The organism is Arthrobacter pityocampae (assembly GCF_002927275.1).
Taxonomy (GTDB): domain Bacteria; phylum Actinomycetota; class Actinomycetes; order Actinomycetales; family Micrococcaceae; genus Arthrobacter_D; species Arthrobacter_D pityocampae.
In genome coordinates, this window is the sequence record NZ_PRKW01000001.1 from 269,471 (window position 1) to 293,366 (window position 23,896).

20 protein-coding genes and 1 pseudogene are annotated in these 23,896 nt (G+C 67.2%); 7 read left to right on the forward strand and 14 right to left on the reverse strand.

Annotated elements, in window-relative coordinates; all coding sequences use genetic code 11:
- Positions 1-28: 28 nt before the first annotated feature.
- The 8 genes from C4K88_RS01375 to C4K88_RS17285 form a co-directional block, all read right to left on the reverse strand.
- Complete coding sequence (locus C4K88_RS01375; RefSeq protein ID WP_104119841.1) at positions 29-1,879, reverse strand: glycosyltransferase; 1,851 nt, start codon at positions 1,877-1,879, stop codon at positions 29-31.
- Positions 1,872-3,164, reverse strand: coding sequence for a UDP-N-acetyl-D-mannosamine dehydrogenase (gene wecC / locus C4K88_RS01380; RefSeq protein WP_104120283.1), 1,293 nt, complete (start codon positions 3,162-3,164; stop codon positions 1,872-1,874). Before wecC ends, C4K88_RS01375 begins: the two co-directional genes overlap by 8 nt.
- Positions 3,151-4,776: a glycosyltransferase family protein gene (locus C4K88_RS01385; RefSeq protein WP_306418591.1), complete on the reverse strand. Its 1,626-nt coding sequence runs from the start codon at positions 4,774-4,776 to the stop codon at positions 3,151-3,153. Before C4K88_RS01385 ends, wecC begins: the two co-directional genes overlap by 14 nt.
- A 293-nt stretch (positions 4,777-5,069) precedes the next feature.
- Complete coding sequence (locus tag C4K88_RS01390; protein WP_167398945.1) at positions 5,070-5,960, reverse strand: ABC transporter ATP-binding protein; 891 nt, start codon at positions 5,958-5,960, stop codon at positions 5,070-5,072.
- Positions 5,947-6,840, reverse strand: coding sequence for an ABC transporter permease (locus C4K88_RS01395; RefSeq protein ID WP_104119843.1), 894 nt, complete (start codon positions 6,838-6,840; stop codon positions 5,947-5,949). The genes C4K88_RS01390 and C4K88_RS01395 overlap by 14 nt, the downstream gene beginning before the upstream one ends.
- On the reverse strand, positions 6,840-8,570 hold the full coding sequence (locus C4K88_RS01400) for a glycosyltransferase family 4 protein (RefSeq protein ID WP_241521652.1): 1,731 nt from the start codon (positions 8,568-8,570) through the stop codon (positions 6,840-6,842). The genes C4K88_RS01395 and C4K88_RS01400 overlap by 1 nt, the downstream gene beginning before the upstream one ends.
- Positions 8,571-8,584: 14 nt before the next feature.
- Positions 8,585-9,775 carry a glycosyltransferase family 4 protein gene (locus C4K88_RS01405; RefSeq protein WP_104119845.1) on the reverse strand — a complete coding sequence of 397 codons (1,191 nt, stop codon included), beginning with the start codon at positions 9,773-9,775 and terminating at the stop codon, positions 8,585-8,587.
- Between the two features lie 80 nt (positions 9,776-9,855).
- Positions 9,856-10,224 (reverse strand): hypothetical protein, encoded by a 369-nt coding sequence (locus C4K88_RS17285; protein ID WP_167398946.1) that lies wholly within the window; start codon positions 10,222-10,224, stop codon positions 9,856-9,858.
- A 137-nt stretch (positions 10,225-10,361) separates the two neighbouring features.
- Between C4K88_RS17285 and C4K88_RS17290 the strand changes: the two genes are divergently transcribed.
- Positions 10,362-10,544, forward strand: coding sequence for a hypothetical protein (locus C4K88_RS17290; protein WP_167398947.1), 183 nt, complete (start codon positions 10,362-10,364; stop codon positions 10,542-10,544).
- 177 nt (positions 10,545-10,721) lie between these two features.
- Here the strand turns inward: C4K88_RS17290 and C4K88_RS01415 are convergent, their stop codons facing one another.
- Together C4K88_RS01415 and C4K88_RS01420 are read right to left on the reverse strand one after the other, a co-directional pair.
- Positions 10,722-11,792: an LCP family protein gene (locus tag C4K88_RS01415; RefSeq protein WP_104119846.1), complete on the reverse strand. Its 1,071-nt coding sequence runs from the start codon at positions 11,790-11,792 to the stop codon at positions 10,722-10,724.
- 117 nt (positions 11,793-11,909) lie between these two features.
- On the reverse strand, positions 11,910-12,683 hold the full coding sequence (locus C4K88_RS01420) for a hypothetical protein (RefSeq protein WP_104119847.1): 774 nt from the start codon (positions 12,681-12,683) through the stop codon (positions 11,910-11,912).
- Between the two features lie 211 nt (positions 12,684-12,894).
- Here C4K88_RS01420 and C4K88_RS01425 point away from each other — a divergent pair, with 211 nt between their 5' ends.
- Both C4K88_RS01425 and C4K88_RS01430 read left to right on the forward strand, forming a co-directional pair.
- Entirely contained in the window at positions 12,895-13,383 is a 489-nt protein-coding gene (locus C4K88_RS01425; protein WP_104119848.1) for a DUF3515 family protein, read from the forward strand.
- A 46-nt stretch (positions 13,384-13,429) separates the two neighbouring features.
- Complete coding sequence (locus C4K88_RS01430) at positions 13,430-14,287, forward strand: SMP-30/gluconolactonase/LRE family protein (protein ID WP_206604327.1); 858 nt, start codon at positions 13,430-13,432, stop codon at positions 14,285-14,287.
- A 27-nt stretch (positions 14,288-14,314) separates the two neighbouring features.
- Here C4K88_RS01430 and C4K88_RS01435 read toward each other — a convergent pair whose 3' ends face one another.
- Both C4K88_RS01435 and C4K88_RS01440 read right to left on the reverse strand, forming a co-directional pair.
- Positions 14,315-17,248 (reverse strand): galactose oxidase family protein, encoded by a 2,934-nt coding sequence (locus C4K88_RS01435; protein ID WP_104119850.1) that lies wholly within the window; start codon positions 17,246-17,248, stop codon positions 14,315-14,317.
- Between the two features lie 358 nt (positions 17,249-17,606).
- Positions 17,607-18,383 (reverse strand): FadR/GntR family transcriptional regulator, encoded by a 777-nt coding sequence (locus tag C4K88_RS01440; RefSeq protein ID WP_104119851.1) that lies wholly within the window; start codon positions 18,381-18,383, stop codon positions 17,607-17,609.
- Positions 18,384-18,687: 304 nt separating this feature from the next.
- Between C4K88_RS01440 and C4K88_RS17840 the strand changes: the two are divergent.
- From C4K88_RS17840 to C4K88_RS01455, 4 genes and pseudogenes are all read left to right on the forward strand, one after another.
- Positions 18,688-19,095: pseudogene (locus tag C4K88_RS17840) on the forward strand (amino acid permease); the annotation flags it as partial.
- 97 nt (positions 19,096-19,192) lie between these two features.
- Complete coding sequence (locus C4K88_RS17845) at positions 19,193-20,017, forward strand: APC family permease (RefSeq protein WP_277621624.1); 825 nt, start codon at positions 19,193-19,195, stop codon at positions 20,015-20,017.
- Entirely contained in the window at positions 20,014-20,994 is a 981-nt protein-coding gene (locus tag C4K88_RS01450; RefSeq protein ID WP_104119852.1) for an acetamidase/formamidase family protein, read from the forward strand. The genes C4K88_RS17845 and C4K88_RS01450 overlap by 4 nt, the downstream gene beginning before the upstream one ends.
- Positions 20,995-21,115: 121 nt before the next feature.
- Positions 21,116-21,343, forward strand: a complete 228-nt coding sequence (locus C4K88_RS01455) for a DUF3072 domain-containing protein (protein ID WP_104119853.1) — start codon at positions 21,116-21,118, stop codon at positions 21,341-21,343.
- Between the two features lie 87 nt (positions 21,344-21,430).
- Here the strand turns inward: C4K88_RS01455 and ribA are convergent, their stop codons facing one another.
- Together ribA and C4K88_RS01465 are read right to left on the reverse strand one after the other, a co-directional pair.
- Complete coding sequence (gene ribA, locus C4K88_RS01460) at positions 21,431-22,819, reverse strand: GTP cyclohydrolase II (protein ID WP_104119854.1); 1,389 nt, start codon at positions 22,817-22,819, stop codon at positions 21,431-21,433.
- Between the two features lie 73 nt (positions 22,820-22,892).
- A complete protein-coding gene (locus tag C4K88_RS01465) occupies positions 22,893-23,822 on the reverse strand; it encodes a LysR substrate-binding domain-containing protein (protein WP_104119855.1) in 930 nt (309 codons plus the stop codon).
- Positions 23,823-23,896: the final 74 nt, after the last annotated feature.

Consider the following 23,896-nt stretch of genomic DNA (forward strand, 5'->3'; position numbering starts at 1 on the left):
GTTTGATCTCGACAAGTCCATCACCGGTTCACCTGAGCACCATGCTCAGATTGCCGTGCCGTGTCGCGTAGATCTGACGGGACGTGCCGTGGTCGAACAGAGGAATCCTCCGGCTGACGGAATCAGGGTACCGCCACGCCTCGAGTGAGAAATCAACGGTGCTGGGCGCGAGGGCATGCAGTAATGGGTCACCGATGGTGAATTCGAGGTGGTACCGTCCGTCGCCTTTATCCACCACTGTCACCGCCGGAACACGGAAGAAATCCTGCTGCTTGCGTGGTCGCAATGCACAGAAAAAGTCAGGACGCACAGAGTCGCGGTCGTCCGGTGCCTCCAAATCGACGAGGAGGCTGATTTTCATCTGTCCGCCTGCCTCGAGGATGTAGTCGGAAGAAACGACGTCGACGTCCAATGGCGAGGACGGCGCGTACTTACGCTCCCACACGTCCTGCATGACCTTCGCCCAACGTGGAACAATTGCGGTGTCCGCGAACGCTTGTGCACGCTGAATCGCGGCAACTCGCATGGAAGCCCGTTCATCTTCAGGCAACGTCACGAAAGCGCTGATGCAGTCGGCAAGTTCTGAGATGTTCCCGTACTCGACGATGAATCCGTTGACTCCCGAGTCGATCACGGACGCCGGGCCGTAGGGTATGTCGTACGCGATCGGGACGCAACCCGCCGCCATCGATTCGACAATGACCAGAGGCATGGCCTCGGAGGTGCTTGTCAACAGCGAGAAGGATGCGAGGTCGAATTCCCGTCTGACTTCCTTACTATGGCCCCGCAGTCTCACGACGTCCTCGACTGCCAAGTTTTTGATCAGCTCCTCGAGGACCTCGCGCTGGGTGCCCTCACCGAAGACGTTCAGTTGGACCGTGCCGGCCAAAGACTCGTGTACCCGTTGGACGGCGCGGATCGAGTGATCAATGCGCTTGCGGCGATTCAGGGAAGCGGCCTGGATTCCGATGGCGGCGGACCGTCGCGCTGTGGCGGGCGGCTCGACTGCGATGCTCCTGCTGATCGGGATCACGAACGAGTTTCCGATGTCCGCGTACCGCTGGTGAACATCGGACGCCTGCTGTTCGGTCAGATAGATCACGCCGTCGAAGCGGTCGAGGAGCGGGAAGACCTCCTGCGCGGAACGAGTCATCGTGGAGGCGAAGCCCTCGGTCCAGGACTCTAGGTGGGACTCGTGGATGACGTAAAGGACAACTGCAGTATCCCGACGGAACGTGGACATGAACCTGGCGGTGTTCTTGTTATCGACGACGAACCAGGCGGGTGTCTCACCGACCAGGCTGTCAAGCCACTCGCGGTACAAACCCCACGACGAGCCATAATGGCGAACAGGAATGCCGTCACTATCGCAAAGGGTGAGGGAACGCCCGCCGTGAGTGCCCTTGGAGCGCGCATCGTGCCGATCGGAGACGAGCAGCGATCCATCCGAGCGGAAGTGGTCGATCTGAAGAAGTGTCCCGTCCTCCGAGTAGCGAGCACGTCGTGCATGAGGACCCTCTAGATCGACGACGGGGCCCGCCCAGGTCGCTAGAGGTGAAAAACTGGCATACTCCTGATCGGCATCACGGTCGAGGGCATCGGCCAGCGCCGGCAGATCTTCCCACAGATTCAGTACAGAGGTGCCCTCCGACAGAAACCCCTCTGTCAACAGCTGATCCCGGATGGCCGAGTAGTCGCGGAAGTCATCAAAGGTGAGAATGTCGACGGGCCGCCCGCCGTTTGCGGCGAACGCCCGAGACCTGTGAAGCATGGCGTTCGTTCGACCTGCGAATTCGGTCGGCAGGCTCCACGTCACGGCGAAGTGTCGTCCGGCCGGCAATATTGGAGCATCACTCGTGAAGCTCGCTGGATCAAACATTCTTCTTCCCCCAAAATCCCCGCGTATCGATCACTATTTTTCCGCTCAGGCTCTTGTCTGGAATGTCCCTGAAGCGATCGTGGTCCACCAGTAGCAGCACGATATCTGCCGCGTCGACGGCGTCCTGCATTTCGCACCGTTCCACATTGGCAATTCCTGAGACGACTGAGGGTAGATCCCTTTTAGTCCGTAAAGGCGTCGCCACCAGAAGCTGGGCGTGGGGTGCTGCGGATGCCAGGCGCTGGACGATCTCCACCGCCGGTGACTCGCGAACATCGTCGATGTTCGCCTTGAACGCAAGTCCGAGGCAGGCGATCACCGGCTCGGCGACGTTTCCGATCGCATTGAGGACCCTATCCACGACGTGGCCCGGTTTGCTGTCGTTGACCTCGCGGGCCGTGCGGATCAGCGTCGAGTTCTCCGGGTCTGCTGCAACGATGAACCACGGATCTACGGCGATGCAGTGACCTCCCACTCCTGGGCCAGGGCTGAGAATATTGACCCTCGGGTGGTGGTTGGCCAATTTTATGAGCTCCCAGACGTCGATCTTGAGATTCTCGCTGATGATGCTCAACTCGTTGGCGAACGCGATGTTCACATCCCGATAGGCGTTCTCCACCAGCTTGCTCATCTCGGCTGTCGCCGCATCCGTGATATGAATCTCGCCTTGGCAGAACGACTGATAGAGCTGCCGGGCTGCTTCGGATGCATGCGGTGTCAGACCGCCTACAACGCGGTCGTTCGTGACGATTTCGATCATGATCCGGCCGGGAAGCACCCGTTCGGGGCAGTGTGCCAGGTGCACCACGGGCTTGCCGTCCAGCCCATCGAGGCTGATATCGGGCCGCAGCTCGAGGAGGTATTCGCCGAGGCGCTGGGTGGTGCCGGGGGGCGACGTGGACTCGAGGATGACCAGCTCCCCGCCCTTGAGCTGAGGCGCTATTCCCTCAGCAGCGGCGCGGATATAGGAGAGGTCCGCGGTCTTGTCCGCCTTGAACGGCGTCGGGACCGCAACGATGTAGGCGCCGGCCTGCGGGGTCAGCGTTGTGGCGCTCAACGCCCCCTGGCTCACGGCCCCGGCGACGTGGATCCCGAGATCGGGCTCCACGAAAGGAACCTGCCCGTTGTTGACGGCGTCGACCGTCTCCTGATTCACATCCACACCCACCACCTTCAATCCTGTGGTGGCGAGGATGGCGGCGGTGGGCAGGCCGATGTACCCGAGTCCGACCACGACGACGTCGGCCTGTCCGTTTCCGCTGTGGAGTGAGTCAGATATCGACATGCTCATAAGGCCTTCCGTAGAACTTCAGCTCGCTGGTCGCCAGCAGCTCGGAGTCGTCGATCTGCCAGGTGTGGCCGGACCCGTTCCGCGTCTGGACGTAGTTGAAGCGGTCCGCCGAATAGATGGAGCCGCCGGCGGCGGAAGCAGTCCGCAGAAATGCGGTGTCCTCCCCGCGTGGAATTCGCTTGAACGGAATGTCTCGGAACACTTCCGCCCGGGCCACGATGGTGGGACCCATGACGAAGTCGGTGAAGCGGTGCTCCCGCTCCCCCGATCGCAGGATCACCGCATTCGACGTAACGAGGTGCATGTAGTGCGCCTGCTTCCCGACAACATCCGCGTCAGAGAATCGCAACGCGAACAGCTGATCGCTCAGGTACTGCGGGCCGTAGTGGTCATCATCGTCCATCTTTGCGAGGACTTGCCCCTCGGCCGCTGCGACACAGCGGTTGAGGCACTCGCCGAGGGTGGTGTCCGACGGTTCGGCGAGGAACACGACGTCCTCGATCCCGTGATCGCGGGCGACGGCGCGAACCTCCCGCTCGGCGAGCGGGATCCCGTGAGCGAGAAGCACCAGCTGCGGGCTGACGCCTTCCTGGCTGCCGATGATGCGGCAGACGTGCTCCAGTTGGCCGGGTCGGATGGTGGGCACAAGTGCCGAGATCGAAGCGCGGTCGAGGCCAAGGCTCTTGTCCGGGGCGACCGCTGAGACGACGGTTTCAGCGCGGTGCGCGTAGGTGTGGTTCATCCAGATCCGGCGCTGCGCAAGATGGGCGGTGCGGTCGTTGAGTTCCGCGTTACGGACCAGGGAGCGCACGAGGTGCGAGGTTTCGGCCTGCGTCGTGGCCACGGGGACTTCGTCGGATGAGAAGAACTGAGGAATCGCGGCACTGGGAGCCGAGATCACCGGTGTCCCTGAGGCCGAGATCTCGAAGATGCGTCGGGCGCACATGCTCGGTGAGTTGACCACCGAATTGACGTTGAGGAACACCTTGTAGGCCTTGTAGGCCGTCAGCATCTGGTCATATCCGAGCGAGCCGACCACCCGGCCGGCGAGCGGCGGTGGGAACTGGTAGTCCGCGTCACCACCCAGCAACCGGGAGAAGATCTCGAGCCCGTGACGCATACCGGCCGATGCGTCGATCGCCCCACCCAGCAGGAACTCCAGCTGCTGCCGACGCTCAGGATATTTGTGGGCGAAGTACATGCCGGCGAAGGCAACATCCCGGCTGTGATGTCCCTGTGACGGGCGCACGGGATTGTGGATGGCGGGCTGCGCGGCGAAGGGCAGGACAGCCACCCGGTCGTGGCCGAGGTCCTCGCGATATGACGCCAGGCGGCCTTCGTCCGAGGTGAAAACCCAATCGGCGAGCTTCGCGGCCTGAAGGAAGTCGGAGTAGTGGGGAGGATCCTCCTTGTTCCAGAAGACCGTTGGCACCCCGTGCTCGCGGCACCACGTCATGAGGTCATAGAACTCCGGCGACGGGCCCGCGGGTCCGCCCACTTTGCCGCGCCACAGGCGGCTGTTTCCCGCCCAGGCCGATTCGACGAAGACGAAGTCGAGGCCACCGCTGCGGCATTGTTCAGACCAGTGGCGCGGATCGAGGGGCACGATGGTCCACTCATAAGCGAAAGCCGAGGACGAGAACTCGTCGAGAATGACCCCTACGCGAACGTCGCCTCGCCGAGGGACCCTGGGGCTCGGCGGTGCGGCCGCGAATGAAAGACGACGCCGCTTCCCCATCCCGTTCCAGGCGCCTTCGGCGCCGCGTAGCCCGCCGGGGACGGCACGGCGACGCTCTGCTTCCCCCCTGGCGATCCACGCGTTCAACTGCTGGACCCCACCGTGCCGCAGATGCCAGAGCGCGCGTCGGACACTGATCAATACAGCGCCTCCCCTGCCGCTCATGCGCGCCTGCGCCTTGACTCGCGGGCTTCGACCTCGGTGACCGTCAGGGAACCGCGCGCTTCATCACGCAATCTGGCAGCAGTCTCGTTGTTCCCCTTGGTGAGGTGCCGCGTGTATTCGAGGTACGCCTGGGTCACTGATTCAGGATCCCCGTCCATCAGGAGGTCCCCCCGGTCCAGCCACAGGGTCCGCGTACACATCTCCTTGATCGTGCTGAGGCTGTGGCTCACGAGGAAGACGGACCCTGCCTTGGCCCGGAGTTCGTCCATCCGTTCCTTGCTGCGTTCCCGGAATTGAGCGTCACCCGTGTTCAGCGCCTCGTCGATCAGCAGGATCTCAGGATCGACGCTGGCAGCAATGGCGAAACGCAGCCGGGAGGACATCCCCGAGGAGTAGGACCGCATGGGCAGGTGGATGGCCTTCTCGAGGCCGGACAGGTCCACGATCGAAGCGAACTTGTCGTCGATCTCCGCGCGCGTCAGCCCCATGGCGAGGCATCCGAGCACGATGTTGTGGTCGCCCGACAATTCCGGGACGAGCGCGGCGTTGACCCCGAGCATCACCGGGACACTCGAAGCGTAGACGGCTCCGCCGGTCGGCCTGCTCTGTCCGCTGATGAGCCGCATGAGAGTGCTTTTGCCCGACCCGTTGCGCCCTACGATACCGATGGACTCGCCATGCTCCGCCACGAGGGAGAGACGGTTCAGGGCATCGACGGGGACAAGAGGCGCCCGTCCGAGAACTTTCCGGGCAAGACTGCTCGGCCCTCCCCTGCCCGGAACATGCTGCGCCTCGGTGGACGGCACGTGGTAGCGCATACTGACGTCCCTGACCACGACCGTAGGCCGGGTCACGCCGTCGCTGTGGCGGTACTTACTCCCGGCCATAGGATTCCTCGCCCTTCCAGAAGAAGACGATTCCCAGGGCCAGCATGCCGAAGGCCCACACCGAGAGGATGGCCCAGGATTCCCAGGAGGGCAGGGTTGCGTAGAGGACACAGTCACGGACGATGTCGAGGACGTTGAACAGGGGGTTGAGTTCCACTATCGCCAGAAGTCGGGGGTGGTCGATGAAACGTTCATAGGAGAAGAACACCGCGGAGGCGTACATCCACACCCGCAGGCCGAATCCCAGAAGATGGGTGATGTCGTTGATCCGCGAGATCATCCGGGCGAGGATCAGCCCGACGCCCAGGTTGAAGACTGACTGGAGGAAGAGGGCGGGTATCAGAAGGACCCAGCGCCAGGTGATGTCCTCGGTCGGGGGGAAGAGCAGGACGAGGATCAGCATGGTGATGAGCACGGGGACAGATGCCAGGATCTCGCGGACGTTCACGGAGATCGGCAGTGTGGCACGCGGGAAGTTGAAGGCCTGGATGACGGCTTTGTTGACCTGCATGGAACGCGCGCCGTTGGTGATGGCCCGAGCACTGAGCTGAAAGAGGAACACACCGATGATCAGGTAGCCGATGAAGTTCTCGATGCCCTTGCTGGTGTTGAGCAGCAGACCGAAGATGAGGTAGTACGTAAGGCCGTTGAGGACCGGGTTGAGGATCATCCAGGCACTCCCCAGACGATCCCTGCGATTACCGCTGCTGACCCGCGCGCGGGCGTCGTAGACGATGAATGCGCGGTGGCGCCAGATCTGCCTCAGATATTCGGCAAGGCCGGGTCGCGCGCCGATCCGCAGTAATCCTTGAGTGGAGACGGGCACCACCCTGACGCCTGCAACATCGGGACTCGCTTCGTCCTTCACTCCGTCCACCATCAGGATGACAGCTCCAGTTCCTTGTATGCGTCGGAGAGCAGGGACGCGTTACGGGCCCAGGTCCGGGTTGCCAGTACTACCTCGCGGCCACGTATCCCGACGTTGACGCGTTCCACCTCACGACCCAGGAAGTGCTGGATGGCCGCGGCGAGCGCAACCGGGTCTTCCGGATCCACCAGTAAGCCGGTGACGCCGTGTGTGATGATCTCGCGCAACGCCGGCAGGTCGCTTGCGATCACGGGCCGTGAGCAGGCCATCGCTTCCACGGGCTTGAGCGGCGTGACGGCATTCGTCACCTCGAGGTCCCTGCGCGGAACGACGAAGACGTCGAGGGCTTGATGAAAGGTTCGGGCGTCATGGCGCGGAACGCGACCGGTGAAGATCACGCGGGATGTGATCTTCAGTTCCTCCGCGAGGGACCTCAGGGCAGGTGCCGCGCTGCCATCGCCGACGATCAGGCAGCGGAGTTCGGGGTGTGTGGGAGCGAGCAACGCTACGGCTCGGAGCAGGGTGTCCAATCCCTCATAGTCCACCAGGCTGCTGACCGTGCCGACGAAGACGCCTTCCCTCGGAAGCCCGACCAGTTCCCGAGCCGCCGGGGCGGAAACGGGCTCGTCGAGGAACTCCTCGCCCACACCGTTGGGGCTCAACAGGATCCGGTCCTGTGGTACGCCGCTGCGCATGATTCCCCGCTTCATAGCCTCACCCAATGTCACCACGAGGCTGGCTTTGCGCATCACCTGTGCTTCACGATCAGTGAAGAGCTTATAGCGTTCACTCGTCTTCACGCGTGCCGGCCGGTTGGCCGCCCAGGTATCGGCGAGCTGACCTCGGGCTTCGTACACCCACGGGATACCGAGAGCCCGGGCCACCTGCTCGGTCACGATCCCGTTCACGAAGGGGGTGGTGGTATGCAGAACCGCAGGCTTGATCTCCAGGGCGAGCCGCAGCAGTTCCTCGGCCTGCTGCTGGATCCGGCGGTCGAACCCCCGTGCCATGGGCACCGGGAGCAACCGGTGGTAATTGACGCCGTCGAGCTCATCGACAGCCCTGGCGAGGAGCTTCCCGACCTGGACCGGGTAGCCGACACGGGTAGCCGCATGCACCGTCCAGCCGTTCTCGCTCTGCGCCTTGAGGAGGGAGTGAGTGCGCTGGGCATACCCGCTCCCCGTGTGGGGCAGCGAGTTGGTCAGCAGATGAAGGACGGTGTCTTCCTCGGGTAAATACCCCTCCACTGCTCGGAGCGTAGGGTGCCACCCTTCGAACACCCGCACTTCCCCTGCGAGCCGTTCGGCATGCCGCGTGCGGCCCGCTTGCCGCAATATGTGCACGGCGCCGCTCATGTCGCCGTCGTACCAGAGCCGCCGGGCACGGACTCCTGCGGTGGCGCTGCCGGGCCCGGCAAGGCCGAGCAGAGCGTCCGCCTCATCGGTCATGCCTGCGGCGAGAGCGATATCGGCCAGCCGACGTGCCACGCCGGCTGTGACGGGCGCAGTGGAGGATCTCGTCAGGACGGACCGGAGCAAGGAAATTCGTCCGAGCAGCTGAGCGGACAGGGCCTCAGCGACGGGCAGATTCACCCCCGGGACTGCCGCCAACCGGCCGGCAGTGCCCGCTATCCGGCGGACGAGACGCGCAGGCATCCGGCGGCTGATCTGCAGGACCAGAAGTACCGGGTCATCGCTGAGATGGACCACCGCGGCCGAAGCAGCGAGGCGGACGTTGCCCACCAGCCGAGCCACCCTCATGCGCGGCTCTCCCGGGCAACCTCGCGGAGAAGTTCGATGTAGGCCTCTCCCAGCGCCTGGACGTTCGCGTTGTTCTTCACCCAGGCCCTGCCCTTCTCACCAACCCTCAGCAGTTCCCGGTTCTCGGCGAGCGTCCGCCAGAGGTGCGCCACAGCCTTGACCTCGGAGGCAACGACATGCCCGGCTTCTGCATCTTCGAGGATGGTGCGGGCCTCCCCCTTCACGATTCCCGTGACGTGCCGACCCACCGACAGTACTTCGTAGGTTTTCGACGGAATGGTGGTGTCGAAGGATTTCCAGTCGTCGCGGAGCGTGACGATGCAGCTGTCCGCCCGCTCGTAATAATCCATGATCTCGGGACCGTGGATAGGGGCGTGGAACTCGACGGGTGCGCCGAGTTCGGCAGCCAGCGCCATCAGGCGGTTGCGTTCCACACCATGGCCCACGAGCGTGAGGCGCATTCCCTGCCCCACCAGGGCGGCAGCACGAATGGGCACGTCGAGTCGCTGGCTCTCACCGTGGTTCCCGAGGTAGAGCACCTCCAGCCGGTCCTGACGGCTGGGAGGCGGATCGAGGGCGCGGATGACTGCCATATCGATCCCGTTCGTGACCGTGGCGACATTCTTGAGACCACGCTCGCGCAGGGTGTGGGCGAACCCGTAGGTCACAGTGACGACGAGATCCGCGCGGACCTGGATCGCGATGATCACGAGCTCCACAAGACTCTTGGCATTGCCGCGGACGATCCTTGCGTCCCGTGCGATGTCCGGCCACGCATCTCGCATGTCGACGACCAGCGGGCGCCGCAGCAGCCGCGACACCACGAAGCCGGCGCCGAGAATGGGGAGACTCGGCACGGTGACGATCACGACGTCGGGGCGCGGCCCCATCGCCGCGACCGGCACGGACATCGCGGCCGAGAGCAGGTGGTTGATGAGCCGCCCGATGCGCGTGGTCCTGTGCCAGAGATATGGAACGCGACGGACGGTCTCTCCGAACTCACCTCGGTGAGCCAGGAAGGGACGCCCTGCGATCCTCGGCGGCAGCGTGCGCCGACCGTGCGGCGCATGGGCCACCGGGGTGACGACGTCGACCTGCCAGCCCGCAGACCTGAACGACCGGACAAGTTGCGTCCACCGTCGCTGAGGGGGGCTGTGTTCAGGCGCGTAGGAATGCGTAAGCAGCATTACGCGCACGTGAAAGACCCCCAGCTGGAAGACGAGACCATAATTTCCCGCTCATCCTAGTCCTCGCGACGGCGAAAGCCTCATTTCGGGACCCGTCCGCCCGCCCGCAATTTCGAGTAGTAGACCGCTCCGAGCCCGACGAGCAGGAGGATCAGGAGGATTCGTGTTGCCGGATGCGTTCCGATCGACTGGGCGGAGACCTGATCGATCTCCTCGGCTCCAGATGGCGGCTCGGCTGGTGCGGTCGGCGTCGGGATGACGCTGGCGGTAGCAGTCGGCGTCGGTGCCGCTTTCCGGGTCGGCTCGGGCGTCCGCGTGGCGGTCGCCTCGGGCGTCGGCACGGGTTCGGCGGACTCTGTCTGCAAGTCCTCCTCCGCCGTGATGTCCTCGACCGTCCCGGTCGCAGGGTCCCACCGGAACGTGGTGTAGGCGAGGCTTCCGGGGAGCACCAGAGTGTTCGTTCCGGGTTCGATCAGGTATCCCGTGGGTGGATGAATGAGCCAGCCGGTGGAGACATCGATCTCGAAGCCCGTGCCGGGATCAATGGTGACGTCCGGCTCGTCCTCCGGCTCGGGGCCCTCGGAGGGTGCTTGAGTGGGTTCGGGGGCGGGGGCTGGAGCAGGTGCCGGAGCAGGTGCCGGAGCGGGCGCCGGGGCAGGCGCCGGAACGACCGGAGCTGGAGCGGGCACCGGAACAGGAGCCGGTGTCCGTGTGGGTGCCGGCGCGGGTGACGGCGTCGGCGTGGGCGCTGGCGTCGGACGAGGCGTGACGGGCAGCCGTGCGGGCGCACTCGGCGTCGGCTTCGGGGTCGGAGTGACCACGGGAGGATCAGTCTGCTCCACCACCGGACCATTGAGAGCCACGGCCGGCGTCATCGGCACAGCGGAGAGCATAAGGAAGGCGAGGAGCGGCGCGGCCACCGTCCTGCGCACCGGCCTCCGGTCCGTCATGATCCGACCTCCGGGTTCGAGGTGAGGTAGTCGGCGAGGGTGTCCTTCTGGAGCGCCTCACCCACCTGGGTAATCGCGGCGTCGTCCTTGACGATGATCGACTGGCCGTCCCCGGAGGTTCCGGTGCCGAGGTTCGGCAGGGTGAAGAAATCGATGTCACTGGAGCGGACGCTGCGCAGGGAGACGGCCAGGGAACCGACCGCCGCGGCGTCGAGGCTGTCATCCACGCCGACGAAGGGTGACATCTGGTCCACGACCCGGTACACCTTCTGCGGATCCGTCAGCGTGTCCGCTGTGAGCACCGTGCTGATGACGGACTTCACGAACAGCTGCTGGTTCCTGACGCGCTGGTAGTCGCCGTCGCCGAAGGCGTAGCGCTCGCGGACGAACTTCAGCGCCGACTCGCCCTGCAGGGTGATGGGCCCGGCGGCGAAGTACTCGCCCTGACTGCCGCGGGACTGGAAGGCGATGGGGTTATCGACCTCCACTCCCCCGAGGGCGTCGGTGAGACCCTTGAAGCCTTCGAAGTCGATGGTCGCCACGTGGTCCACGCGCACCCCGAACAGTCCCTCGACGGTCTGCACCACGAGCGGTACCCCGCCGAGTCCCATCGCCGCGTTGATCTTCGCCTCCCCGTGGCCGGGGATGTCTGTCCAGGTGTCGCGCATGATCGACATGACCTGGATGTCCTGGCGGTCCGCCGGGACGTGCATCAGCATCATGGTGTCCGAGCGGCTGTCCGACGGACCTGCCGAATCGACGTCGCCCTGCTGCTCCTCGGCGGCCAGCGAGTCGCTGCCGAGGAGCAGGATGTTCACGGCTCCCTCGGCCTCGGGCGCCACTGTGGGCCGCGACTCCTCGGCCGGGAAAGCCGTCTCGATCGTCCGGGAATTCTGGTTGAAAGACTGCGCCAGGGAGAACAGGTACCCGCCGGCGACGAGCGCCGCGACGACCACGAGGGACCCGAGAACGAGGAGGGTGGTCCGCACCGGATGCTTGCGGCGCCCGCGGCGTCCCTCACGGGCGGTATCGGATTCAGTTGCAGTGGCGTAGTCGTCGAGACTCAAAGGGCTCTCCAGTCGTAGCAAAGATCAGTTCATGGTACGGGGTGATGCTGAGGTACTCGTTCAGCCGCCGTCCGTTCCCGGGACGACAGCAGGGCACGGACGGCGGCTCCTCGGCGATCAGTGCCGGCGACGACGGGCGGCGAGAACCGCGACGACGGCGACCGCCACCGCGAGCAGGGCGCCCCCGATCCACGCGATCGGAGCGAGGGACGCAGCGCGTTCTTCCTCGGCCGCGGCTGTCGCGCTCGCGGTCGGGGTGGCGGACCGTGTGGCACGCGGCGTCGAGCTCGCGGTAGCGCCTTCGGTCGTCGGCGCGCTGCCGACGACCGCGGGCGCCGTCGTGGGACCGGACGGGGCGGCCGTCGCGGTGGCGGATGACGTCGCCGTCGCGGTGGCGGTGGCGCTCGGCGTGGCGGAGGGCGAGGGTGCCGCAGTCGTTTTCGCCGGGCTGGAACTCGGCGCGGGCGCCGGTGCCTCGTCGGCAATCTGCCCGACCTCTCCGGTTGCGGCGTCGTACCGCAGATTCGTGTAGATGAGGGTGTCGGCGTAGACGAGGTTGCCGGTGCCGGGTTCGATGAGGTGGCCGGTTCCCGGGTGGACGAGGAACCCGGTGCGGGCGTTGATGGCGAACCCTGTGGCCGGGTCCGTCCCGGAAGTTGCCAGCGAATCGACGACGGGCGGTGCTGGTTCACCGAAAGTCGCGCCCGGCTGGGGCTGCTCGACCACGCGGGGCTGCTGCTGGCCCAGGATAGCGGGAAGGGCCGCGGCGGGCTCGGATTCGACAGCGAGGGCAGCCGCCGGGGCGAGGACCGCCCCGGCGAGAAGGACGGCGGCCGTGCCGGTCACAGTCCTGAGGGTTGCGGTCTGGGGGAAGCGGCGGTGCGTGGTCATTCGTCCTCGGCTCGGGGTCTCGCACGCGCGGGTTGGGGGCAACGCCGGGTACGCGGGGGAAACCGGCTGCCTGAGACTGGCTGCCGGTTCCTGCATCCTACGGGTGGTCGCTCCTGCCGCCCTGCTGCGCACGACGGCGGACGCGCCCGTGTCGCACGCCTGGCATCCACGCGTGACGCTGCAGCACAGGACCACCGATTAGGCTGGCATCATGCCTGCCCTCCCCCGCGCCCTGACCTCCCTGCTGCCCGCCGTGGTACTGCTGGCCGGGCTCACTGGATGCTCAGCAGTGGTGGACGTGGACCCCGCCGGGGACGCCGCGAACGCACGGTGCGCCGACGTCATGATCGCGCTGCCGCCCACCGTCGCCGAGAACGAACAGCGCGAGACGAACAGCCAGGCCACCTCGGCCTGGGGCGATCCATCCCGAGTGGTGCTGCGCTGCGGCGTGGACGTGCCCGGGCCCACCACCGATCCCTGCGTCACCGTGAACGACGTCGACTGGGTGGTCCGCGAGGGAGACCCGGCCTGGACGGCCACCACCTACGGCCGCGACCCGGCGGTGGAGGTCCTCTTCGATCCCGATGAGGTGGCCTCGAGCACCGTCCTCGTGGAACTCGGCGACGCCGCGGCGCGGGTCGACCAGACCCGCGCCTGCGTGGGGCTGGCCGACGCGACCCCCGTGCCGACGGACGGCTGATGCCCCACTCCGACCCGCGACTTCACCCTCACTGCCAGGAGGCACCGTGAAAGCCGAACAAATCTCCGATGTCTGCACGTTCCACGGCGAGGGACCGTACTGGGATCCGCGCCGCGGCGAACTCCTGTTCGTCGACATGATGGAGGGCGACGTCCTGGTCCGCCACGAGGACGGCAGCCTGGACCGGCACAGCGTCCACCCGCGCCTGGCCGGCGTGCTCCGCGGACGCGCCTCCGGCGGCTACGTGATCGGCGTGGAGCGCGGCTTCGTGTTCGCCGACGACTCCCTCTCGGTGATCGAGCAGGGTCCCGAGGCCTTCGGCGACACCGCGGTGCGCATGAACGACGGCGGGTGCGACACCGCGGGACGCTTCCTCTGCGGGTCCATGGGCTGGGAGGGCGGCTTCGGCGCGGGGAGCCTCTACTCCCTGGACGCCGACCGCACCGTCTCCACCCTCCTGACCGGCCTGACGGTGTCCAACGGACTGCACTTCTCCCCTGCGGGCGACACCGCGTTCCTCAGCGACACTCCGACGGGGCGCATCGACGCCCTCGGGTACGACGTCGACGCCGGCCGCTTCACCGACCGCCGCACCTTCGCCGTCGTCGAGCCCGCCCTGGGTATGCCGGACGGCATGGCGATCGACGCGGAGGGCGGCATCTGGACGGCCCTGTACGGGGGCGGTGCGGTGGCCAGGTACGACGCCTCGGGCCGGCTCTCCGAGCACATCCCGCTGCCGGTCACGAATGTGACGGCGTGCGCATTCGGCGGGGAGGACCTCTCGACACTGTTCATCACGACCACGCAGGAGAACATCCCGGAGGGGTCGGAGCCCCAGGCCGGGGCGCTGTTCGCCGTCGAGGCCGGCGTCACCGGAGCACCCCTGCCGATGTACCGCGGCTAGCGGCATCCCTTCGGCAGCGTCATTTCGTCACTTGATCAGGATGGTCGACGCCACGCTGGGCACCCCGTTGTCATCCATCGCGAACAGCATGTAGTTGCCTGGTACGAGGACCCCGGGGTCCGTCGGCAGCTTCAATGACGCCGTGGTGCCTGAGACCGAGGTCGCGGTCAGCGGGATGCGCCGCTGGTCCGTGTTCACGGTGTGGGTCACGGTGCTCATCCGCATGAGCGAGAACTTCGTGACCGGCGCTCCGGTGGTCACTGCGATCGTGCTCCCGACCGCGGCGGACGTCGGCGCGGTCGTGATTTGGGGCCGCTCGCGTTCGCTGCCGTCGGCATTCAGGAGGTACGGCGGCGTGAAGATTTCTCCGTCCAGGTGATTCGTCGTGGTGCAGTTGGTGCACAGACCGCCACCGCCGACGAAGACCCTGCTATCAGGGAGTAGCAGGGCGACGCTGTGATACGTCCGGGGAACGGCCATCGGGGCCAGCATGGTCCATTTCCCGGTTGCCGGGTTCCAGAGCTCCGGAGCCATCCGCGCGTCCGTATCGGTGAACGGAACGGGAGTCGGCTGACCCCCGACAACGAACACCTGGCCGTCGGGCAGGGCGACTCCGTTTGCGAAGGACCGTGTGACGGCCATGTCCGCGGTCCGTTCCACCCGAACGCCGTCGTTGATGTCGATGGTGTACGCACTCGCCGTCGCAGCGGCCTTCTGGTAGGCGGTCGCACCGCCCACCGTCAGGATCTTACCGATGTCGTACATCACGGCATTCCCGTTCATCGCATCCGCGCTGTCCGAACGCAGACCGGCCGAGGTGATGCTGCCGTTGCCGGTGGTGGAAATCCAAGCCATTTCGCGGCTCGGTCCGGCGTGGAAGACACGACCGCCAGGGGCGGCGAACAACCAGGCGTGGTTGTCTGAACGGAACTGGCCCTGGGGATCGTCGGTCAGAATGCTGTCGACCCCCACGTTGGGCAGCGTCCGCCAGCCGCCGGCCGCGGACCAGATCTCTCCATGCTTCGGTGCCGTGCCGCCGGACCACGATCCACCGAGGGTGAAGACCTCGCCCGTGGATGTGGTCACGTTGCTCTGGTAGCCCCGAGGAATCTTCATGTCAGGCCCGGGCGTCCAGGCGTTGGTGCTGGGGTTGTACAGGCTGGTCTTCGCGCTGTTGCTGCCGCCGCTGACCATGATGGTCCCGTCAGGGAGCATGGAGGTGCCCGGGCAGAACATGTCGTGACCGGTGTTGGAGACCTGGGCCTGTGTCACCTTTCCGGTCGCGAGGTCGAGAATGGACGTCTGGGTGTACCCCCGGCTGCCTCCGAAGGTGATCGGGGAGTAAGCGGACCAGGTGAGCAGCTTGTTGCCGGGCAGGAGCGCGGCGGCGGCCGGCACGAGGGGGAAGCTGATGGTGGGTCCCCATGACCCCGCGGAGGGCCCTACGGACGATGCCGAGGAGGGGCCGAGGAGGGTGACCTCCGCAGCGCTGCTCCACGGGCCGCGATTCCCGGCCTCGGAGATCGCCGTCAACCGGACATACCGGGCGCTGACTGCCGGGAAGGTCACCGTCTTCTCCGCGATGGTGTCCGCCCAGGTGCCCGTGGAGAGGACCTTCCAGGTGGTCCCGTCCGAACTGGCCTCGATCGAGTACTTCCCGATCCGCCCGTTGCCACCATCGGGACGCGGCAGGTAGGTCAAGCCACCGATGCCCCGCACCGCCTTCGTGTCGATCGTGAGGGAATGCGGCAACGGGGCAGCCGGTGCCGGCGAATACCTGCTGTGCCAGATCGTCGCCTTGTTGCCGTCCAGCACATTGGCGGCGCCGTTGTTGACCCGCGCGGTCTCCGCGTCGCTGGCCGTGGCTGTCCAGCCCGTCCGCAGCAACACCCCGGCGGCAGGGGCCGGATCACCCTCGACGAGATTGATCTCTGCGGCACTGCTCCAGGGGCCGCGATTCCCGGCCTCGGAGATCGCCGTCAACCGGACATACCGGGCGCTGACTGCCGGGAAGGTCACCGTCTTCTCCGCGATGGTGTCCGCCCAGGTGCCCGTGGAGAGGACCTTCCAGGTGGTCCCGTCCGAACTGGCCTCGATCGAGTACTTCCCGATCCGCCCGTTGCCACCATCGGGACGCGGCAGGTAGGTCAAGCCACCGATGCCCCGCACCGCCTTCGTGTCGATCGTGAGGGAATGCGGCAACGGTGCTGCCGGTGCCGGCGAGTACCTGCTGTGCCAGATCGTCGCCTTGTTGCCGTCCAGCACATTGGCGGCGCCGTTGTTGTACCGCGCGGTCTCCGCGTCGCTGGCCGTGGCTGTCCAGCCCGTCCGCGGTAACACCTTGATGGGTGGGGCCGGTTCACCGCCGAGAAGGTTGATCTCTGCGGCACTGCTCCAGGGGCCGCGGTTGCCGGCCTCGGAGGTCGCCGTCAACCGGACATACCGGGCGCTCACCGCACTGAAGGTAGCGGTCTTCTCCACTCCGGTGTCGGCCCACGTCCCGTTCGCCACGGGCTGGCTCCAGGTGACGCCGTCGATGCTCACCCGGATGTCGAAGCTCCCGATTCGCCCGTTTCCGCCGTCCGGACGCGGGAGATAGCTCAATCCCGCAATGCCCCGCGCGGCCTTCGTGTCGATCGTGAGGGAATGCGGCAACGGTGCTGCCGGTGCCGGCGAGTACCTGCTGTGCCAGATCGTCGCCGTGTTGCCGTCCAGCACGTTCGCGGCCCCGTTGTTGTACCGGGCGGTCTCCGCGTCGCTGGCCGTGGCCGTCCACCCCGTCCGCGGCAGCGGGGTGGGGGCGGGCTCCACCAACGCAGCAGGGAGCACTGTGGTGTGATGCGGAGCGGTCAAGGACCCGTTCGGGCCGGCGAGCACGGCGTGGTGCGCATGGGAACCGGTGGGATCGGTGGCCGTCGACGGGCCCACCGTCCCGCATCCGACGACCAGCAGAAGCACCATCAGGAGGGCCGGTCCTCGACGGACGCCGCCCCTCCGCACGGATCCCACTGTGTGGCCGCCCAGCTGCTGCGTGACCTTAGTACTGAAAGCGTGCGTTCGAGACCCCACGGTGGTGCCATCCTGTTCCCCAGCAAATATGTCAAAAGACCTTCTTCGACACTAGGAAACGGGCGAGTAGTCAGCACGAGTGGGATCTACCGGAAGTAGAGAAGGGGCTACCTGATTAACTCCGTAGGCGGCAGGGGTACTACTTGGAGGTCGGGGTGAGGCTACGCGGATCGGAGCGAGGTGACTTGGGGTTTCGTCTAGGTATTACCCGTGGGCAGGCCGATCCCGGCCGGCTCAAGGCCCCGGCTGGTCAAGCGTCGGCCGCTTTCTCCAGGGCTGCCTCGATCATCTCGAAGTCGATCCTCACGTGGCGGCGCGCCACGGCATCGGCGCCGTCCTCGTCTCCGCCGACGATCAGACCCACCAGCCGCTCGTGGTCCACGAGCGCCCGGGCCTCCATGGCCTCGACGCCGTCGACCGGGCCCCACGGGTGCAGGGGCGCAGCCAGGTTGAGCCGCGCCTCAGCCTCCGCCAGGAGCCCCGTGAGGACGGCATTGTGCGCGGCCGCGCAGATGGCCGCATGCAGGGCGGCATCGGCCGCCTGGGATGCGTTGCCGGAGGCCGCGATCCGGAACACGTCGAGGCGTTCGCCGAGCACGACGACGTCGTCGTCCGTCCGGTTCTGCGCGGCCGAGCGGGCCACCGCCCCGTGGAGGAGACACAGCGTCTCCCGCAGATCACGCAGGGACGCCCACCGCGCGCCGAGGGACCGCTGGACCGCCTGCTCCGAGGACCGCTCCCACTGCCGGGTGACGAAGGATCCGCCCTGCCGGCCGCGCCGCGTCTCGAGGAGCCCCAGCGACACCAACCGGGCGATCGCCTCGCGGACCGCCGTCCGCCCCACGCCGAGGGACAGTGACAGCTCCCGCTCCGGCGGCAGCCGGGACCCCGGCAGATACTCCCCCACCGCGAGGGCCGTGATGAGCCGGTCGGCGATCTCGTCCCCGCGGGTTACTGCGGGCAGGGGCGCCGAAAGAAGACCCTCGGCTAACGGTGCTGCGCCCTGTGCTCCCTCCGTGCCGGTCATCCATCCACCCTAGGCGAGAATTTACCTGCCCGAAATAAAAGGTCTTCTCATCAGACCATTTATGCGGGAGGATACTGCTCGGGCCGGGCGGGCTCCCCTCGACGCCTGCGGTCCCGTCCTTCCTCCCGGCGCTCCATCCCCCACGGATCGACCCCGCGCCTCCCGCTGAACGAAAGGCACCCCGGTGGCCACACGTCATCTCGACGAACTGAGCGCGCAACAGCAGCTCGAATCCTTCGGCTACAAGCAGGAACTCGAGCGATCCGTCTCCACGGTGGACCTCCTCATCTACGGCCTGATCTTCATGGTGCCCATCGCACCCTGGGCGATCTTCGGCACCGTGTACAACGCGGCCGACGGCATGGTCCCGCTCGTGTACCTGATCGGGCTGGTGGCGATGATCTTCACCGCGCTGTCCTACTCCCAGATGGCGAAGTCGATCCCCCTGGCCGGTTCCGTCTTCTCCTACGTCGGGCGCGGGATCCATCCCACCGTCGGCTTCTTCGCCGGCTGGGCCATCCTCCTCGACTACCTCCTCGTCCCGACCCTGCTCTATGTCTTCGCCGCCGAGTCCATGATCGGGATCTTCCCCGGGTCGGCGCGCTGGGTGTGGGCGCTGATCTTCGTCGCGATCAACACGGCCGTGAACCTGCTGGGCGTGAGCTCGCTGAAGCTCATGAACCGCATCTTCCTGGTGATGGAACTGGTGTTCGTGGTGGTGTTCATCATCATCGCGGTGACGGCGCTGAACGGGGGGCACGATCCCCGGCGCCGAGTTCTCCTCCGCCCCGGTCTGGGACGCGAGCAAGGTGAGCGGGCCGCTGCTCGCCTCCGCGCTGTCCATCGCGGTCCTCAGCTTCCTCGGCTTCGACGGGATCTCCACGATGGCCGAGGAGTCCACGGGCAAGCGCAACGCTGCCGGCAAGGCGATGATCATCGCCCTGTTCATCGCCGCCTTCTGCTTCGTCACCCAGACGTGGCTGGCCAGCCTGCTCGCGGCGGACCAGGGTCCCTTCTCCGACGACGCCGCGGGCAATGCGTTCTTCGACCTCGTGGAAGCGGCCTCGAACAGCACCTGGGCCACGGCTTTCTTCGTGGTGAACGTCCTCGCCCTCGGTATCGCGAACGCGATGGCCGCCCAGGCCGCGACCTCCCGCCTGCTCTACTCCATGAGCCGCGAACGGCAGCTGCCGAAGTTCCTGAGCTCCGTCAATGCGCGGAAGGTCCCGCAGTACGCGATCATCACGGTGTCCGTCATCTCTGCCGTGCTCGTGCTGTTCTTCGTCGGCCAGATCGACGTCATCTCAGCCCTGGTCAACTTCGGCGCGCTGTTCGGGTTCCTCCTGCTGCACGTCTCGGTGGTGGTGCACTACGTGGTGCGGAAGAAGTCCGCCAACTACCTCCTCCACCTGGTGGTCCCCACGATCGGCTTCCTGATCATCGGCTACGTGCTCCTCAACGCCGCGGCCGAGGCGAAGATCGGCGGCCTCGTGTGGCTCATCATCGGCGCCGGCGTCTTCGCCTACTACCGGAGGACCGGACGCACCACTGACCTGTCGGGGCCTGCGTCCGACAGCACCGACCACGACCCCCAGCCGGTTGCCACCGGCGAACGCGAAGGACTCCGACCATGACCGGCACCACAGCAACCACAGCAGCCCTGACCGAGGGGCTCGACCACTTCCTCGACAAGACCCACGGGCAGCCGGGCTTCAGCGCCGACGTCGCCCCCGCCCTGCGCATCACGCCGGGTACCGGGGAGCGCATCGGCTTCGAGACGAACGACGAGGTGTACGCCCAGCTCCACGAGCACAAGGACATGGGCAAGCTGACGGCCCAGCTGAATCCCGTCACCGGCCCGCTGTACGTGGAGGGCGCCCAGCCTGGCGACGCCCTGGCCGTCACCATCCACGAGATCCGGCTGAAGACCCACGGCTGGTCCATCAGTCTGCCGGGCGTGGGCGCCCTGAAGGAACGGATGGGCGCGGAGATGTTCACGCGCCGGGTGCCCATCGACGAGGACGGCGTCCACGTGACGGACCGGCACACCCTCGCCCCCGCCCCCATGATCGGGTGCATCGGAACGGCGCCGGCGCAGGGCTCCCACTCGACGGTGATGCCGTCCTACGCCGAGGGCGGGAACATGGACCTCACCGACTGCCGGCCGGGGGCCACGGTGTACCTGCCGGTGATGACGGAGGGCGCCTACCTGTCCATCGGGGACATCCACGCCATCATGGCCGAGGGCGAGTCCTCCTTCGTGGCGATCGAGGCGGAGGGCGTCGCCGTCATCAGCGTGGACCTCGTGAAGGACCTGCCGCTGCGCGCGCCCCGGGTGGAGACCGAGGCGGAATGGATCTTCGTGGGCCTGGGCGATCCGGTGCAGGAGTCGATCCAGCGCGGCTACGAGGATGCCTTCGATTTCCTCGTCGACACCCACGGCTTCTCCGCCGGAGATGCCTACGCCCTGCTCAGCGCGGCTGGGCATTCACGGCTGGGCGGCCCCACCGGCAGCACCGACCCCGACCCGCTGCACCCCATGGCGCCCGTCGGCGCGGTCACCACGCACCGCCTGCCGAAGAGCCTGCTCACACCGGGCGCCGGGGCCTGACGGGACCGGGACTGCACCCGTGGCGTGACGGGTGCAGTACCGGATGATCGCCCGTCCCCGGAGTGTCGGAGACGCTCAGTAGACTGACGGTTCACGCTGTCCACGACGCAAAGGAACTCACATGGCAGAGACACTGGGAAGCCCGCAGTCCGAACCCGAGGGCGGCTTCGAGCGCGATCCCTCCGACTGGGTCACCGGCGACGAGCCGATGACGGCAGCACAGCGGAGCTACCTCGACACCCTGGCCCGCGAGGCCGGCGAGGAGATCCCCGCCGACATCAACAAGGCCGAGGCCTCCGAGCACATCGACCGGTTGCAGGGCAAGAGCAAGCGGGTCAGCGACTCCTGACCCACACCGATCCCACTTCCCTGCCGGCCTCGGGGAGTGGGATCGGATGCCGGCCGTCCATTGCGGGCGCCGGCTACCGAACTCCGGCTACCGGGCGCCGGCGAAGTTGAATTCCGTGCAGATGTCCTGACCGAAGACGAAACGCCGCACCGGTGCCGTGCGCGCCTCGGCGAGCGCATCGGAGCCGGTGAACCGGATGCCGGGGACGCCGTCGCCCACGAGCACCGGCGCCGTGGTGAGATACAGGCGGTCCAGCAGCCCGGCCTCGAGGAAGCGCGAGACGGTGTTGCCGCCGCCCTCGATGAGAACCTTCTCCAGTCCCCGCGCCTGCAGGACGTCCAGGATCCGCTGCGGGGCGAAATCCTCGGCTTCCAGCCGCAGCACCTCGACGGTGGACGGCAGACCGTCCGGGACCACCGCGCCGGCGCCGACCAGCCAGAGTGTGGGCACGCCGTCGTCGGCCAGCACCCGCGCCCCCGGTGCCACGGTCGCCGACCGGTCCAGCACCACCCGCACCGGACTGCTACCGGGCACGTCGCGCACCGCCAGCGAGCAGTCCTCCGCGTGGACGGTCGATGCCCCGACGACGACGGCGTCGACGAGGGCGCGCAGTCGCTGCAGGTGCCCGTGGTCCCCTCGGTCCTCGTGGAGGCCGGCATCCCCGGAGCGCGAGGCGATGAACCCGTCGAGGCTCTGCCGCAGCTGCCCGACGACGAGCGGCCCGGTTGCCGCCGCGAGGTAGCCGTACCGGTGGGTGAGCTCCTCCGCCTCGCCGGGTGCGGGCGCCGGGGGGACGGCGCCGTCGAGCAGGGACGTCCAGGCGTCGGCGGACAGGGGGGCGTCGTGCCGCATGCGGGCGCGTTTGGTCGCGAGGTAGCCGGCGTTCTCCGAGCGCTCGGACACGGCGAGACCGCGGCGTTCGACGACGTCGATCCCGAGGTCCTCGAGTGCCTCCTCCTTGGCGGGGTTGCCGGAGAGCAGGCGGACCGCCTGGATGCCGAGGTCCTGGAGGATCTCCGCCGCCTGGCCGTAGCGCCGGGCGTCGACGGGCAGGCCCAGCTCGGTGTTCGCATCCACGGTGTCCACGCCCTGGTCCTGCAGGGCGTAGGCCTTGAGCTTGGCGAGCAGGCCGATGCCCCGGCCCTCGTGCCCGCGGACGTACACCAGCACGCCGCGTCCCTCGGCGGCGATGGCGGCGAGGGCGGCGTCGAGCTGTTCACCGCAGTCGCAGCGCCAGGAGCCGAAGGCGTCGCCGGTGAGGCATTCGCTGTGGACACGGACCAGAGGCGGCGCCGGGGCCGGGCGGTGCGCGTCGTCGTCGATGCCCTGCGCGAGCGCCACGTGCTCCGTGCCCTCGCCGTCCCGGTAGCCGATCATGCGGAACGTGCCGTGCCGGGTGGGCAGCACGGTCTCGACGACCCGCTCGACGGTGGCCGGTACGGGTGCCGAGGCGGAGTGCGTGGACTGCAGGGACATGCAACAACCTTAGGAGCGAAGCGGGGTGACGCGAAAAAACGGTCTGCTGGGGTCAACGGGCGGCGGGAGCCATTTATTGCTGGTGCAGCTGCGGGGAGGAGGGGCGCCGGACCTCCGCGGCGGCGCGCCCCAGGACCTCGCGGACGGCGAGGACGGCGGGCCGGCGGGCACCGGCGCGGCGCGCCGAGGTGAAGATGGAGCGCTGCGGGTCCTCGGCGAGGTCGAACAGCTGCACGGGCACGTTCCGGCCCGTCCAGACCAGCTCCGGCATGAGGGCGACGGCGTTGCCCGATTCGATGAGCCGGATCTGCGCCTGCAGGTCCGCCGTCTCGTAGCGCACATCGGGCTCGAAGCCCGCCCTCCGGCACGCCTGCTCCGCCCAGTGCCGTGACGCCGCACCGCGGGGCTCCATCACCCACGCGGCACCGGCGGCCGCCGCCACCGACGAGATGTCCGCGTAGCGCTGCCCGGGCAGGGGCACGGCGAGCTGGATGGCGTCCTGCGTGAGCTCCATGTGGTCGAGTTCGGGGTGGCGGGGCGCGGCATGCCCCGGATACTGCTCCGCGATCACGAGGTCGAAGTCCCGGGCGAAGGTCTCGTAAAGGGCGGTCTCCGGCTCGCGCTGCACCATCTCCACCCGGACGTCCGGGTAGTCGCGGGTCATCGCGGTGAGGGCATCGGGCATGAGCGCGAGCGCGGCCGACTGGAACACGGCGACGCGGACCGTCCCGGACACGGTGGTCAGCGAGGCGGCGAGATCGGCCTCGGCCCGCTCCATGGTCTCCAGCAGTTCCGCGGTGTGGGCGACGAGGACCTCCGCCTGGGCCGTGAGGACCACGCGTCGGCCGGTCTTCCGCAGCAGTTCGACGCCCACCTCCCGCTCGAGCAGGGCGAGCTGCTGGGACACCGAGGACGGGCTGTAGCTCAGGGCCGCGGCGACGTCCGCGAGGGTCCCGCGGATCTTCAGTTCGCGGAGTAGCCGGAGCCTGCGCAGGTCGAGCATCGACGCCCCATTCGGTCGGATCTGCCGATGGATACTCTTCGGTATTCATCGCTTTTCCTAATCGTACGTCGGGT